Origin of the sequence: Streptomyces sp. NBC_01267 (assembly GCF_036241575.1) — a bacterium.
Classification (GTDB): Bacteria; Actinomycetota; Actinomycetes; order Streptomycetales; family Streptomycetaceae; genus Streptomyces.
This window is the reverse complement of sequence record NZ_CP108455.1, coordinates 1,486,147-1,500,000: the sequence shown is the minus strand read 5'-3', so window position 1 is coordinate 1,500,000 and position 13,854 is coordinate 1,486,147. Positions and strand designations below refer to the sequence as shown.

Sequence of the window (13,854 nt, the reverse complement as noted above, 5' to 3'; positions counted from 1 at the left end):
GTTGCTCATGGGTGGAACGTTGACTACTCGGCACGACAGGTTGTTCTCACTAGTACTGCTTCGGCGTGGAGGGTGAGGGGGATCGGTCGGGTCGGGCACGCTGTTGGGTGTCTGAAGGTACGGGCTCTGTTGAGCCTGAGTCTTCAGGTTGCCGGCCCCAGTGCACTCACTGTTTGTCAGTGGGGTGATGGGTGGCTGGTCGTTGTTTGAGAACTGCACAGTGGACGCGAGCATCTGTGGCCAAGTTTTTAAGGGCGCACGGTGGATGCCTTGGCACCAGGAACCGATGAAGGACGTGGGAGGCCACGATAGTCCCCGGGGAGCCGTCAACCAGGCTTTGATCCGGGGGTTTCCGAATGGGGAAACCCGGCAGTCGTCATGGGCTGTCACCCATGCCTGAACACATAGGGCATGTGGAGGGAACGAGGGGAAGTGAAACATCTCAGTACCCTCAGGAAGAGAAAACAACCGTGATTCCGGGAGTAGTGGCGAGCGAAACCGGATGAGGCCAAACCGTATGTGTGTGATACCCGGCAGGGGTTGCGCATGCGGGGTTGTGGGATTGCACTTCAATAGTCTGCCGGCTGTTGGGCAAGTCAGAAACCGTTGGTGTAGGCGAAGGACATGCGAAAGGTCCGGCGTAGAGGGTAAGACCCCCGTAGCTGAAACATCAACGGCTTGCTTGTGTGACTCCCAAGTAGCACGGGGCCCGAGAAATCCCGTGTGAATCTGGCGGGACCACCCGCTAAGCCTAAATATTCCCTGGTGACCGATAGCGGATAGTACCGTGAGGGAATGGTGAAAAGTACCGCGGGAGCGGAGTGAAATAGTACCTGAAACCGTGTGCCTACAAGCCGTGGGAGCGTCGCTGACAGTACTTGTACTGTTAGTCGTGACTGCGTGCCTTTTGAAGAATGAGCCTGCGAGTTAGCGGTGTGTAGCGAGGTTAACCCGTGTGGGGAAGCCGTAGCGAAAGCGAGTCCTAATAGGGCGTTTGAGTTGCACGCTCTAGACCCGAAGCGGAGTGATCTAGCCATGGGCAGGTTGAAGCGGCTGTAAGAGGTCGTGGAGGACCGAACCCACCAGGGTTGAAAACCTGGGGGATGACCTGTGGTTAGGGGTGAAAGGCCAATCAAACTCCGTGATAGCTGGTTCTCCCCGAAATGCATTTAGGTGCAGCGTCGTGTGTTTCTTGCCGGAGGTAGAGCACTGGATAGGCGATGGGCCCTACCGGGTTACTGACCTTAGCCAAACTCCGAATGCCGGTAAGTGAGAGCGCGGCAGTGAGACTGTGGGGGATAAGCTCCATGGTCGAGAGGGAAACAGCCCAGAGCATCGACTAAGGCCCCTAAGCGTACGCTAAGTGGAAAAGGATGTGGAGTCGCAGAGACAACCAGGAGGTTGGCTTAGAAGCAGCCACCCTTGAAAGAGTGCGTAATAGCTCACTGGTCAAGTGATTCCGCGCCGACAATGTAGCGGGGCTCAAGCGTACCGCCGAAGTCGTGTCATTCCAGCACATACCCCCAACGGGGGCTGGGATGGGTAGGGGAGCGTCGTGTGCCGGGTGAAGCAGCCGCGGAAGCGAGTTGTGGACGGTTCACGAGTGAGAATGCAGGCATGAGTAGCGATACACACGTGAGAAACGTGTGCGCCGATTGACTAAGGGTTCCTGGGTCAAGCTGATCTGCCCAGGGTAAGTCGGGACCTAAGGCGAGGCCGACAGGCGTAGTCGATGGACAACCGGTTGATATTCCGGTACCCGCTTTGAAACGCCCAATACTGAATCAGACGATGCTAAGGCCGTGAAGCCGTCCTGGATCCTTCGGGTGAAGGGGAGTGGTGGAGCCGTCGAACCAGATCTGTACTAGGTAAGCGATGGGGTGACGCAGGAAGGTAGTCCAGCCCGGGCGGTGGTTGTCCCGGGGTAAGGGTGTAGGACGTTACGTAGGCAAATCCGCGTAACACATAGTCTGAGACCTGATGCCGAGCCGATTGTGGTGAAGTGGATGATCCTATGCTGTCGAGAAAAGCCTCTAGCGAGTTTCATGGCGGCCCGTACCCTAAACCGACTCAGGTGGTCAGGTAGAGAATACCGAGGCGTTCGGGTGAACTATGGTTAAGGAACTCGGCAAAATGCCCCCGTAACTTCGGGAGAAGGGGGGCCATTCTTGGTGATCCGATTTACTCGGTGAGCTGGGGGTGGCCGCAGAGACCAGCGAGAAGCGACTGTTTACTAAAAACACAGGTCCGTGCGAAGCCGTAAGGCGATGTATACGGACTGACGCCTGCCCGGTGCTGGAACGTTAAGGGGACCGGTTAGTCACATTTCGGTGTGGCGAAGCTGAGAACTTAAGCGCCAGTAAACGGCGGTGGTAACTATAACCATCCTAAGGTAGCGAAATTCCTTGTCGGGTAAGTTCCGACCTGCACGAATGGCGTAACGACTTCTCGACTGTCTCAACCATAGGCCCGGTGAAATTGCACTACGAGTAAAGATGCTCGTTTCGCGCAGAAGGACGGAAAGACCCCGGGACCTTTACTATAGTTTGATATTGGTGTTCGGTTCGGCTTGTGTAGGATAGGTGGGAGACTTTGAAGCGGTCACGCCAGTGATTGTGGAGTCGTCGTTGAAATACCACTCTGGTCGTGCTGGATGTCTAACCTCGGTCCGTGATCCGGATCAGGGACAGTGTCTGATGGGTAGTTTAACTGGGGCGGTTGCCTCCTAAAGAGTAACGGAGGCGCCCAAAGGTTCCCTCAGCCTGGTTGGCAATCAGGTGTTGAGTGTAAGTGCACAAGGGAGCTTGACTGTGAGACCGACGGGTCGAGCAGGGACGAAAGTCGGGACTAGTGATCCGGCAGTGGCTTGTGGAAGCGCTGTCGCTCAACGGATAAAAGGTACCCCGGGGATAACAGGCTGATCTTCCCCAAGAGTCCATATCGACGGGATGGTTTGGCACCTCGATGTCGGCTCGTCGCATCCTGGGGCTGGAGTCGGTCCCAAGGGTTGGGCTGTTCGCCCATTAAAGCGGTACGCGAGCTGGGTTTAGAACGTCGTGAGACAGTTCGGTCCCTATCCTCTGTGCGCGTAGGAATATTGAGAAGGGCTGTCCCTAGTACGAGAGGACCGGGACGGACGAACCTCTGGTGTGCCAGTTGTCCTGCCAAGGGCATGGCTGGTTGGCTACGTTCGGAAAGGATAACCGCTGAAAGCATCTAAGCGGGAAGCCTGCTTCGAGATGAGTATTCCCACCCCCTTTGAGGGGTTAAGGCTCCCAGTAGACGACTGGGTTGATAGGCCAGATGTGGAAGCCCGGTAACGGGTGGAGCTGACTGGTACTAATAGGCCGAGGGCTTGTCCTCAGTTGCTCGCGTCCACTGTGTTGTTCCCAGGCCACGAACGGTCGTGCCGGCGGAACTTGTTTCACTTACTTAATTGAAGAGTGTGCTTGTTCGCTAGAGCCCAAATAGGGTTTCGGTGGTCATAGCGTTAGGGAAACGCCCGGTTACATTCCGAACCCGGAAGCTAAGCCTTTCAGCGCCGATGGTACTGCAGGGGGGACCCTGTGGGAGAGTAGGACGCCGCCGAACAATCTTTGAAGGACCTTTGGTCCCAGCGTTCACGCTGGGACCAAAGGTCCTTTTTTTTATTTCCCGAAGCGCGTCGGATCGCCGATTGCGTGAGAATGACTGCGGTACCCGAAGACAGGAGTCACACCGATGTCCACCAACTCCCCCGACGACCGTCCGGAGCGCGAGCCGCGTCGCCGGGACGGCGGTGACCAGGGCGGATTCCGCGGTGGTCGTGACGACCGTTCCAGTGGGCCCCGCAGGGACAACGACCGCGGCGGCTTCCGCCGCGACGACAGCCGCGGCGGTACCGGGTTCCGTGGCGGTCGTGACGACCGTTCCTCCGGTGGCCCGCGCCGTGATGACCGCGGTGGCCGTCCGGTCGGCACAGGCGGAGGGTTCCGTGGCGGTCGCGATGACCGTCCCAGCGGCCCGCGTCGTGACGATGACCGTGGTGGCCGTCCGAGCAGCGGCGGTGGCTACCGCGGCGGGCAGCGCGACGACCGTGGTGGCCGTCCGGCGTCCAGCGGTGGTGGCTTCCGCGGTGGTCGTGACGACCGTTCCTCGAATTCCTCGGGTGGTTCGTACGGCCGTCGTGATGACGAGCGTGGTGGGCGTCCGAGCAGCGGTGGTGGGTTTGCCCGTCGCGATGACCGTCCGCCTTTCCGCCGTGACGACCGCCGTGACGACCGCCGTGACGACCGGCGCGATGACCGCCGTGACGATCGGCGTGACGACAACCGTGGTGGCCGTCCCAGTGGTGGTGGCTTCGAGCGGCGCGACGACCGTGGTGGCCGTCCCGCGTCCACCAGCGGTGGGTACCGCGGCGGTCGCGACGACCGCCCCTCCAGTTCCTCGGGCGGTTCGTACGGCCGACGTGACGACCGTGGTGGTGACCGCGGCGGCTTCCGCCGTGACGACAGCCGTGGCGACCGTGGCACCGGCGGTGGCTACCGCGGTGGACAGCGCGACGACCGGTCGAGCGGTCCGCGTCGTGATGACGAGCGTGGTGGGCGTCCGAGCAGCGGTGGTGGGTTTGCCCGTCGCGATGACCGTCCGCCTTTCCGCCGTGACGACCGGCGCGATGACCGCCGTGACGACAACCGTGGTGGCCGTCCCAGTGGTGGTGGCTTCGAGCGGCGCGACGACCGTGGTGGCCGTCCCGCGTCCAGCAGCGGTGGGTACCGCGGCGGTCGCGACGACCGCCCCTCCAGCGGCCCGCGTCGTGACGACGAGCGGGGCGGCGGTTTCCGTCGCGACGACCGTCCCAGCGGGGGCAGCTACGGCCGACGTGACGACCGTGGAAGCGAGCGACGTGACGACCGCGGTGGCGACCGTGGCGGCTTCCGCCGTGACGACAGCCGCGGGGACAGCCGGGACCGTGGCACCGGCGGTGGCTACCGCGGTGGACAGCGCGACGACCGGGACCGCGGTGGCTACCGTGGCGGGCAGCGCGACGACCGTGGCAGTGGTGGTGGCTTCCAGCGCGACGACCGGGACCGCGACCGCGAGCCCGTCAAGCGGCTGCCGATCCCCGAGGACGTCACCGGTCAGGAGATCGACAAGGACGTGCGGCAGGAGCTGATGAGCCTGCCGAAGACCCTCGCCGAGGATGTCGCGAAGAACCTGGTGATGGTCGCCCGGCTCATCGACGAGGACCCGGAGGAGGCCTACGCGTACGCGCGCATCGCGCTCCGCCTGGCCTCGCGGGTGGCCGCCGTGCGTGAGGCGGCCGGCTTCGCCGCGTACGCCACACAGAAGTACACGGAGGCCCTCGCCGAGTTCCGTGCCACCCGCCGGATGACCGGCACCGTCGACCTGTGGCCCGTCATGGCGGACTGCGAGCGTGGACTGGGGCGGCCCGAGCGTGCGATGGCGATGGCCGGCGAGCCCGAGGTGGCGAAGCTCGACAAGGCGGGCCAGGTCGAGATGCGACTGGTCGCCGCCGGCGCGCGCCGGGACATGGGGCAGATCGACGCGGCGATCGTGACGTTGCAGAGCCCCGAACTGGCGTCGAACTCGGTACAGCCGTGGACCGCTCGGCTGCGGTACGCGTACGCCGACGCGCTGCTCGCGGCCGGGCGCGAGGACGAGGCGCGCGAGTGGTTCGCCAAGACCATCGAGTCCGACAAGGACGGCGCCACGGATGCCTCGGACCGGCTTGCCGAGCTGGAGGGCGTGGAGTTCGTCGACGTCGAGCACGAGTCGGGCGACGACCCCGATGAGCTGCTGGACGACGCGCTGTCGGACGACGAGGAGTCCGGTGCGGAGGCCGACGACGACCGTCCCGGCCGCGCCAAGGGCGACGACCAGGACTGAGTCCGTCTGAGCAGAGCAGCAGAGCAAGTGAGAAGGGCCGCACCCCGGTCACCGGGGTGCGGCCCTTCGCTGTTTTCCCGATGAGTTCCCGGTGTCATCCCGGCCGATCAGCCGCTCAGTCGATGGTGAGGCTGCGCAGGACCAGGCCCGTCGCCGGTTTCGGGCCGAACGAAGTCGACTTGCGAGGCATCGTCACACCCTGGCGGGCCAGATCCCGGACGACCTCCTCGCGTACCGGATGCATGAGGACAGCCGTCCCCCCGCGCCGTTCCGCCTGCTCGACCGCCGCGTCCGTGGCGTGGATGTACGCGATGTGCTCCGGCGTGTCAGGAATCCGCCAGACCTCGTCCAGCAGCGTGTGGTGCAGGACGGTCGCGTCCAGCGTGCGCCAGGCCGGCGGGTGGTCCGTGGGGACCGTACGGGCCAGCAGCTCCGCGGAAGGCCGGTCGACGAGGTGGAAGGCGCCGTCCCCCGCCAGCAGAAAGGCGTTGCCCTCGGCAGCCGCCGCGCCGAGAGCGTCCAGCGCCTGCGGGAGGCCCCCCACCGTGCGGACCCGGAAGGTGTCCGCCACCGCCGCCAGGGCCTCGGCGACCGGCAGCCGGTGCAGCAGCCGGTGGATGGCGCGGACCCGGAGCGGATAGCGGACGGTGTCGATGAGGAGCACCAGGCCGTAGTTCCAGGGGCCGGGCCCCGGATGCTCGTCGCGCAGCCGCAGATACGTCGCCCAACGGTGGTGTCCGTCGGCGATCAGGGCCTGGCGTCCCGCGAGATCGGACCGGGCCGCCGTGATCTCCGCCGGATCGGTCAGCGACCAGAGCCGGTGGCTGAATCCGTCCTCGGTGGTCGTCGCGAGCAGCGGCGGCCGGGCGATGGTGCGGTCGATGACAGCGGTGGCGCCGGTCGCGCTGCCGTCGCTGCGGTACGTCAGGAGCAGCGGTTCGAAATTGACGGCCGTCGTCCGCATCAGCGCCGCCCGGTCCTCGACGATGTCCGCCATCACGTCCTCGTGGGGGAGGACGATCCCCTCCTCGGGGGTGGACAGGGCCAGCGCGCCGATCAGGCCGCGCTGGAGCACATCACCGTGGCGCTGCTCGTACACGTACAGCGCGGGCTCGGCGTCGGGGGCGAGGATGCCGTCCGCGAGCCAGTGGGCGAGCGTCGCGGCGGCCTTCTCGTTGCGGGCGGCGGGGGTGTCGGCCTGCGGCAGGATCAGCCGGACGATGTTGTGCGGGTCGGCGGACTCCAGGTGCAGCAGGCCGTCCGGCCTGACCACGACGTCGTACGGCGGCGAGGTGACGGCCGCGAGGCTGCCCACCCGCTCGGGGACGTAGCGCAGTCCGCGGAAGGGGAACAGGTGCAATCCGTTGTCCGCGTGCCGACCACTTGAAGTCATTGCTGCATGGTAAGTGCGGTTCCGTGATGCGGGATGATCGGGGGAGAAGCAGCGAACGAGGAGTGAGATGACCCGGCAGAGCAGGACCAGGCCCGACGGCAGCAGGACTGCGCTGAACGATGCGTACGACACCGCTCTGCTCGATCTGGACGGGGTGGTGTACGCGGGCGGCGAGGCCATCGGCCATGCCGTCGAGTCTCTCGGCGCCGCCCGGAACGGCGGTATGCACCTGGCGTACGTCACCAACAACGCGCTGCGCACGCCGACGGCCGTGGCACAGCACCTGACCGAGCTGGGCGTGCCCGCGGAGGCCGCCGATGTCATCACCTCGGCGCAGGCGGTGTCCCGGCTGATCGCCGATCAGGTCCCGGCGGGCGCGAAGGTGTTGGTGATCGGTGGCGAAGGGCTCCGGGTCGCGCTGCGCGAGCGCGGTCTGGAGCCGGTGGACTCGGCGGACGACTCGCCGCTCGCGGTGGCGCAGGGGTACGGCGGGCCCGACCTGGCATGGTCCCGGTTCGCGGAAGCGGCGTACGCGATCAACAGCGGTGTGCCGTGGTTCGCGTCCAACACGGACCTGACCATCCCCAGCGCGCGCGGGATCGCGCCGGGCAACGGGGCCGCGGTCGAGGTCGTACGGATCGCCACCGGCGCCGAGCCGCAGGTGGCGGGGAAGCCGCTGCCCCCGATGCACCGGGAGACGGTGCTGCGGACCGGCGCCGAACGGCCGCTGGTGGTCGGCGACCGGCTGGACACCGACATCGAGGGCGCGTTCAACGGCGGCGTGGACTCGCTGCTGGTCCTGACCGGGGTGACCGACGGGGCGCAACTGCTGGCCGCCCGTCCCGAGCACCGGCCGACCTATGTGGACGCCGACCTGCGGGGGCTGCTGACCGGTCAGCCCGAAGTGACCGGGGACGGCGGCCGGTTCAGCTGTGGGGGCTGGACCGCTTCGGTGCGCGACGACGCGCTGGCCGTCGACGGTGCGGGTGATGCGCTGGACGGGCTGCGGGCGCTGTGCGCCGCGGCCTGGACGTACGCGGGAGACGGCTCCTGCGCTCTCGACGGGGGCAAGGCGCTGTCCCGCGTCGGGCTCTGAGAGGTTCCCCCGGCGGACCCCCTCGAAGATTGAAGCGAGGGTAGGCTAACCTAACTGCGTGTTGGTCGACAGTCCCCCCAGTCAGCGCGCGGAGCCTGCCCCCGCGCCCCCTCGGCGCTCCGTGGCGCGCGCCGCCGGGCTGCTGCTGTCCCTGGCCGTGCTGCTCCTGGTCGCCGTCGCGAGCATCGCGATCGGAGCCAAGGCGGTGCCGATAGGCGATGTGTGGCACGGCCTGGTGCACGCCTCGGGGCAGGGCAACGACGTACTCGTCCGTGAGGTACGGGTCCCTCGCACCCTGCTGGGGCTGCTCGTCGGTTCCGCCCTCGGGGTCGCCGGAGCGGTCATGCAGGCCCTCACCCGCAACCCCCTCGCCGAGCCGGGCGTCCTCGGCGTCAACGCGGGGGCCTCGGCGGCGGTGGTCTCCGCGATGAGCTTCTTCGGCGTCAGCTCCTTCACCGGCTATGTGTGGTTCGCGTTCGCGGGCGCCGCCGTCGTCTCGGTGCTCGTGTACGTCCTGAGCGGGAGCCGCGGTGCCACCCCGGTACGGCTGGCGCTCGCCGGTACCGCTGTCACCGCCGCCCTCTACGGCTACGTCAACGCCGTACAGCTGCTGGACTCGGCCACGCTCGACAAACTGCGCTTCTGGACCGTCGGTTCGCTGGCGACGGCCACCACCGGCACCGTCTCCCAGGTGTGGCCGTTCGTGGTGGCCGGGCTGCTCGTCGCGCTGTCCATCGCCCGGCCCCTCAACGCCATGGCGCTGGGCGACGACACCGCGAGAGCGCTGGGCGCGCATCTCACCCGTACCAGGGTGCTCGCGATGATCGCCGTCACCCTGCTCTGCGGGGCCGCGACCGCCGCCTGCGGGCCGATCGTCTTCATCGGGCTGATGGTTCCGCACCTCGTCCGGGCCGTCACCGGACCCGACATGCGCTGGTCCCTGCCGTACGCGGCGGTGCTCTCCCCGGTGCTGCTGCTGGGCGCCGACGTGATCGGCAGGGTCGTCGCCCGCCCGGCCGAACTCCAGGTCGGCATCGTGACCGCGCTCATCGGCGGTCCCGTCTTCATCTTTCTCGTACGCCGCCGGAGGATGGCCCAGCTGTGAAAGCCGTACACGCGATACGCACCCGGGGAGGGCTCTCCGTCCGGGTCGATGTCAGGTCCGCCGTCGTCGTCCTGCTGCTGGCCGTCGTGGCGCTGGCGGCCGGCGTCGTCCTCATCGGCAGCGGCGACTACCCGATGGCGCCCGGCGATGTCGTCCGTACGCTGCTGGGCGGCGGCACCACCGCCCAGGAGTTCATCGTCGACGACCTCAGGCTCCCCAGGGTCCTCGTCGCCCTGCTGGTGGGGGCCGCGCTGGGCATCGCGGGCGCGGTGTTCCAGTCCATCTCCCGCAATCCGCTGGGCAGTCCGGACGTGATCGGCTTCGGGCAGGGCGCGAGCGTCGGGGCGCTCACCGTGATCGTGCTCTTCCACGGGGGAGCCGCCGCGGTGTCCGGCGGGGCGATCGTGGGCGGCCTGGTGACGGGCGTGGTCGTGTACCTGCTGGCGTGGAAGCGGGGCGTGCACGGCTACCGGCTGGTGCTCGTCGGCATCGGCGCCGCCGCCATGCTCACCGCCTGCAACAGCTATCTGCTCACCAAGGCCGATCTGGTCGACGCGACCCGCGCCGTCGTCTGGATGACCGGCTCGCTCGACGGGCGGGACTGGTCGCAGGTCTGGCCGCTCCTGGTGACCTGCGCGGTCCTGGTACCGCTGGTCCTCGGGTACGGGCGCAACCTCAGGATGCTGGAGATGGGTGACGACGCGGCATACGCGCTGGGGGTGCGGGTCGAGCGGACCCGGCTGGTGCTGATGCTGGCCGCGGTGCTGCTCACCGCGGTGGCCACCGCCGCGGCAGGACCGATCGTCTTCGTGGCGCTCAGCGCGCCCCAGCTCGCCCGGCGGCTGACCCGCGCGCCCGGCGCCAATCTCCTTCCCTCCGCCCTCATGGGCGCCGCCCTGCTGGTGGTGGCCGACTGGACCGCCCAACGGGCCTTCGGCGACCGCCAGTTGCCGGTAGGCGTGGTGACCGCGGTGCTCGGCGGGTGCTATCTGCTGTGGCTGCTGGTCTCCGAACGCAAGGCAGGACGGATCTGATGACTTCCAGGAGTACGCGCATGTCCAGGAGCAAGAGCGCGCCCAGGGGCAACGGCGTTGCCGGGAGCCCGAGTACGCAGCGGCTCACCGCCGAATCGGTCACCCTCGGCTACGAGCAGCGGACCATCGCCGAGAACCTCTCGGTCGAGATCCCCGACCACTCCTTCACCGTGATCGTCGGCCCCAACGCCTGCGGCAAGTCGACATTGCTGCGAGCCCTTTCGCGCATGTTGAAGCCGGTACGGGGTCAGGTGCTCCTCGACGGGCAGGCGATCGGCTCGCTGCCCGCCAAGCAGGTGGCCAGGACGCTCGGTCTGCTCCCGCAGTCCTCGATCGCGCCGGACGGCATCACGGTCGCCGACCTGGTGGCGCGCGGGCGCTATCCGCACCAGGGGCTGCTGCGGCAGTGGTCGACCGACGACGAGCGGATTGTCGAGGAATCGATGGCGGCGACCCGCATCGGTGACCTCGCCGATCGCTATGTCGACGAACTCTCCGGCGGGCAGCGCCAGCGCGTGTGGATCGCGATGGCGCTGGCCCAGCAGACCCCGCTGCTGCTGCTCGACGAGCCGACCACCTATCTCGACATCCAGCACCAGATCGACGTGCTGGACCTCTGCGCCGAACTGCACGAGACACAGGGGCGCACGCTGGTGGCCGTACTGCACGATCTGAACCACGCGGCGCGCTACGCCAGCCACCTCATCGCCATGCGGGACGGCGAGATCGTCGCCGCCGGGCCGCCCTCCCAGGTGGTCACGGCCGAACTGGTGGAGAAGGTCTTCGGGCTGCCCTGCCAGATCATCGACGACCCGCAGACGGGGACCCCGCTGGTGGTGCCCGCCGGACGCGGGGCCCGCACCGGACGGACGGTTACAGCAGCGTCCTGAGGCGCAGCAGATCGCGGAAGCCCGCTTCGAGCCGGACCCGGCCCGAGCCCCACGCCTTCGCGAAGTTCAGCTCGCCGCCCACCAGCGCCACCAGGTCGTCGCCCTTCATGGCGAGCCGGATCTCCGCCCGGTCGGGGGGAGGGCCCTGGAGTGTGTCGAGCACCTGGATGCGGCCGTCCACCAGCCGTCCGGTGAAGCTGACATCGAGATCCGTGATGTGGCAGCTGAGCGAGCGGTCGAGCGCCGCCGCACTGCGTACCTGGCTGTTCGCCTGGGCCATGTTGTCCGAGAGCCTGTCGAGGGCGCTGCGGCACTCTTCTGTCGTCGCCATCGTGATCGACGGTACCTCAGGGCTTCGCGGTAGCGTCTGGGCATGAGTGACGCGATGCCGGAGCCCTCCGGGGCCGAGCCCGGGACCCGGCCCGGTGCGGAGTACGACCCGGCGGCCCCGGCCCCGCTGGGTGTGGTGCGTACGCCCACCGGGAACGAACGGGTGGACGGCGTACTCGACCGCCTGGCCGATGCCGACCACCTCGCCGCCGACGGACATGTCGGGGTGTACGAGGATGTACACCGGGGACTGCGCGCGGCGCTCGACGCGCTGGACGCACACCCGGGACCGCCGGTCCCGGCCCGTGGTCCCCTTCCTCACGACAGCAGGAGCTGAACCGAACGTGGCAGGAGTGGCACGCCGACGCCTGGACGCCGAGCTGGTCCGCCGGAGCCTCGCACGCTCGCGGGAGCACGCGAGCCAGCTGATCGCGGCAGGGCGGGTGACGGTCGGCGGCGCCACCGCGACGAAGGCCGCCACCCAGGTCGAGACGAGCGCGGCCGTGGTCGTACGCAAGGACGACAGCGACCCGGACTACGTCTCGCGAGGCGGTCACAAGCTCGCGGGTGCCTTTGCGGCGTTCGTACCGCTCGGCCTGCGGGTCGAGGGACGCCGGGCGCTCGACGCGGGGGCGTCGACCGGCGGATTCACCGACGTACTGCTGCGGTCCGGCGCCGCGCAGGTCGTCGCGGTGGATGTCGGGTACGGGCAGCTCGCCTGGTCGCTGCAGAGCGACGACCGGGTCACCGTCAAGGACCGTACGAACGTACGCGAGTTGACGCTGGAGGCGATCGGCGGGGAAGCCGTCGACCTCGTCGTCGGCGATCTCTCGTTCATCGCGCTGGGACTGGTGCTGCCCGCCCTGGTGCGGTGCGCGGGGCCCGACGCCGACCTGGTGCTGATGGTGAAACCGCAGTTCGAGATCGGCAAGGACCGGCTGGGCAGCGGCGGAGTCGTCCGCAGCCCGGAGCTGCGGGCGGAGACCGTCAGGACCGTGGCACGACAGGCCGCGGAGCTCGGACTCGGAGTACGGGGGGTCACCGCGAGCCCGCTGCCCGGCCCTTCGGGAAATGTCGAGTACTTTCTGTGGCTGCGGGCGGATGCGCCCGCGCTCGATCCGGCGGATGTGGAGCGTGCAGTGGCGGAGGGGCCGCAGTGACGGATGCAGCATCACTTTCAGCACTACCAGAACCAGCAGATTCACGCACAGTCTTCCTGCTCGCCCACACCGGGAGGCCCGCGGCGATCCGCAGCGCCGAGCTGGTGGTGGAGGGCCTGCTGAAGTCCGGGCTGCGGGTCCGGGTCCTCGCGACGGAGGCAGCGGATCTGCCGCTGCCGCACTCGGTCGAACTCGTCACCGAGGCCACACCCGCGGCACTGGACGGCTGCGAGCTCCTGATCGTCCTCGGCGGTGACGGCACCCTGCTGCGCGGGGCCGAGTTCGCGCGCGCCTCGGGTGTGCCGATGCTCGGCGTCAACCTCGGCCGGGTCGGATTCCTCGCCGAGGCCGAGCGCGACGACCTCGACAAGGTCGTGGACCGGGTGGTCACCCGGTCGTACGAGGTCGAGGAGCGGATGACCGTCGACGTCGTCGTGCACAACAACGGTGACGTGGTGCACCGGGACTGGGCACTCAACGAGGCCGCCGTCCAGAAGACGGAACCCGAGCGGATGCTGGAGGTCGTCCTGGAGATCGACGGGCGGCCGGTGACCGGCTTCGGCTGCGACGGCATCGTCTGCGCCACCCCGACCGGTTCGACGGCGTACGCCTTCTCGGCGGGCGGGCCCGTCGTGTGGCCCGAGGTGGAGGCGCTGCTGATGGTGCCCATCGGGGCGCACGCGCTGTTCGCCAAGCCGCTGGTGACCTCCCCGGCCTCGGTCCTGGCGGTCGAGGTGCAGCCGCACACCCCGCACGGTGTCCTGTGGTGCGACGGACGCCGTTCGATCGGACTGCCGGCCGGTGCCCGGGTGGAGGTACGGCGGGGAGCGGTACCCGTACGGCTGGCACGGCTGCACCACGCCTCGTTCACGGACCGGCTGGTGGCCAAGTTCGCCCTGCCGGTGGCGGGCTGGCGCGGGGCGCCGAACTAGGTGTTCCCGCGCCGGACCGACCGGT

General features: G+C 67.9%; 10 protein-coding genes and 2 rRNA genes. 10 read left to right on the top strand and 2 right to left on the bottom strand.

Features of this window, described 5'->3' with window-relative positions:
- Positions 1–238 precede the first annotated feature (238 nt).
- From OG709_RS06930 to OG709_RS06915, 3 genes are all read left to right on the top strand, one after another.
- Positions 239–3,363, top strand: a 23S ribosomal RNA gene (locus OG709_RS06930).
- A gap of 111 nt (positions 3,364–3,474) precedes the next feature.
- A 5S ribosomal RNA gene (gene rrf, locus OG709_RS06925) occupies positions 3,475–3,591 on the top strand.
- A 1,548-nt stretch (positions 3,592–5,139) separates the two neighbouring features.
- Entirely contained in the window at positions 5,140–5,889 is a 750-nt protein-coding gene (locus tag OG709_RS06915; protein WP_250303618.1) for a tetratricopeptide repeat protein, read from the top strand.
- A gap of 115 nt (positions 5,890–6,004) precedes the next feature.
- Here the strand turns inward: OG709_RS06915 and OG709_RS06910 are convergent, their stop codons facing one another.
- On the bottom strand, positions 6,005–7,282 hold the full coding sequence (locus OG709_RS06910) for a DUF1015 domain-containing protein (protein WP_266643787.1): 1,278 nt from the start codon (positions 7,280–7,282) through the stop codon (positions 6,005–6,007).
- 67 nt (positions 7,283–7,349) lie between these two features.
- On the opposite strand from OG709_RS06910, the gene OG709_RS06905 reads away from it, so the two are divergent.
- The 4 genes from OG709_RS06905 to OG709_RS06890 all read left to right on the top strand — a co-directional run bounded on the left by OG709_RS06905 (position 7,350) and on the right by OG709_RS06890 (position 11,407).
- On the top strand, positions 7,350–8,378 hold the full coding sequence (locus OG709_RS06905) for an HAD-IIA family hydrolase (protein WP_250303155.1): 1,029 nt from the start codon (positions 7,350–7,352) through the stop codon (positions 8,376–8,378).
- A gap of 145 nt (positions 8,379–8,523) precedes the next feature.
- Positions 8,524–9,483: a FecCD family ABC transporter permease gene (locus tag OG709_RS06900; RefSeq protein ID WP_329169067.1), complete on the top strand. Its 960-nt coding sequence runs from the start codon at positions 8,524–8,526 to the stop codon at positions 9,481–9,483.
- Positions 9,480–10,517: a FecCD family ABC transporter permease gene (locus OG709_RS06895; protein WP_250303156.1), complete on the top strand. Its 1,038-nt coding sequence runs from the start codon at positions 9,480–9,482 to the stop codon at positions 10,515–10,517. Before OG709_RS06900 ends, OG709_RS06895 begins: the two co-directional genes overlap by 4 nt.
- Positions 10,518–10,537: 20 nt before the next feature.
- Complete coding sequence (locus tag OG709_RS06890; protein ID WP_266643790.1) at positions 10,538–11,407, top strand: ABC transporter ATP-binding protein; 870 nt, start codon at positions 10,538–10,540, stop codon at positions 11,405–11,407.
- On the opposite strand, the gene OG709_RS06885 is transcribed toward OG709_RS06890, so the two are convergent.
- A complete protein-coding gene (locus tag OG709_RS06885; RefSeq protein WP_250303158.1) occupies positions 11,391–11,738 on the bottom strand; it encodes an SCP2 sterol-binding domain-containing protein in 348 nt (115 codons plus the stop codon). The two genes, OG709_RS06890 and OG709_RS06885, sit on opposite strands and share 17 nt — an antisense overlap.
- 42 nt (positions 11,739–11,780) lie before the next feature.
- Here OG709_RS06885 and OG709_RS06880 point away from each other — a divergent pair, with 42 nt between their 5' ends.
- From OG709_RS06880 to OG709_RS06870, 3 genes are read left to right on the top strand one after another with little or no spacing between them, the layout of a single operon-like run.
- Positions 11,781–12,074, top strand: coding sequence for a hypothetical protein (locus OG709_RS06880; protein ID WP_250303159.1), 294 nt, complete (start codon positions 11,781–11,783; stop codon positions 12,072–12,074).
- Positions 12,075–12,081: 7 nt separating this feature from the next.
- On the top strand, positions 12,082–12,897 hold the full coding sequence (locus OG709_RS06875) for a TlyA family RNA methyltransferase (RefSeq protein ID WP_250303160.1): 816 nt from the start codon (positions 12,082–12,084) through the stop codon (positions 12,895–12,897).
- Positions 12,894–13,829: an NAD kinase gene (locus tag OG709_RS06870; RefSeq protein ID WP_250303161.1), complete on the top strand. Its 936-nt coding sequence runs from the start codon at positions 12,894–12,896 to the stop codon at positions 13,827–13,829. Before OG709_RS06875 ends, OG709_RS06870 begins: the two co-directional genes overlap by 4 nt.
- The last annotated feature ends 25 nt before the right edge of the window (positions 13,830–13,854 follow it).

Excerpts from the sequence above, each read along its gene's own strand:
- OG709_RS06910 (WP_266643787.1), bottom strand. The coding sequence starts at position 7,282 with ATGACTTCAAGTGGTCGGCACGCGGACAACGGATTGCACCTGTTCCCC.
- OG709_RS06905 (WP_250303155.1), top strand. The coding sequence starts at position 7,350 with ATGACCCGGCAGAGCAGGACCAGGCCCGACGGCAGCAGGACTGCGCTG.
- OG709_RS06890 (WP_266643790.1), top strand. The coding sequence starts at position 10,538 with ATGTCCAGGAGCAAGAGCGCGCCCAGGGGCAACGGCGTTGCCGGGAGC.
- OG709_RS06885 (WP_250303158.1), bottom strand. The coding sequence starts at position 11,738 with ATGGCGACGACAGAAGAGTGCCGCAGCGCCCTCGACAGGCTCTCGGAC.
- OG709_RS06880 (WP_250303159.1), top strand. The coding sequence starts at position 11,781 with ATGAGTGACGCGATGCCGGAGCCCTCCGGGGCCGAGCCCGGGACCCGG.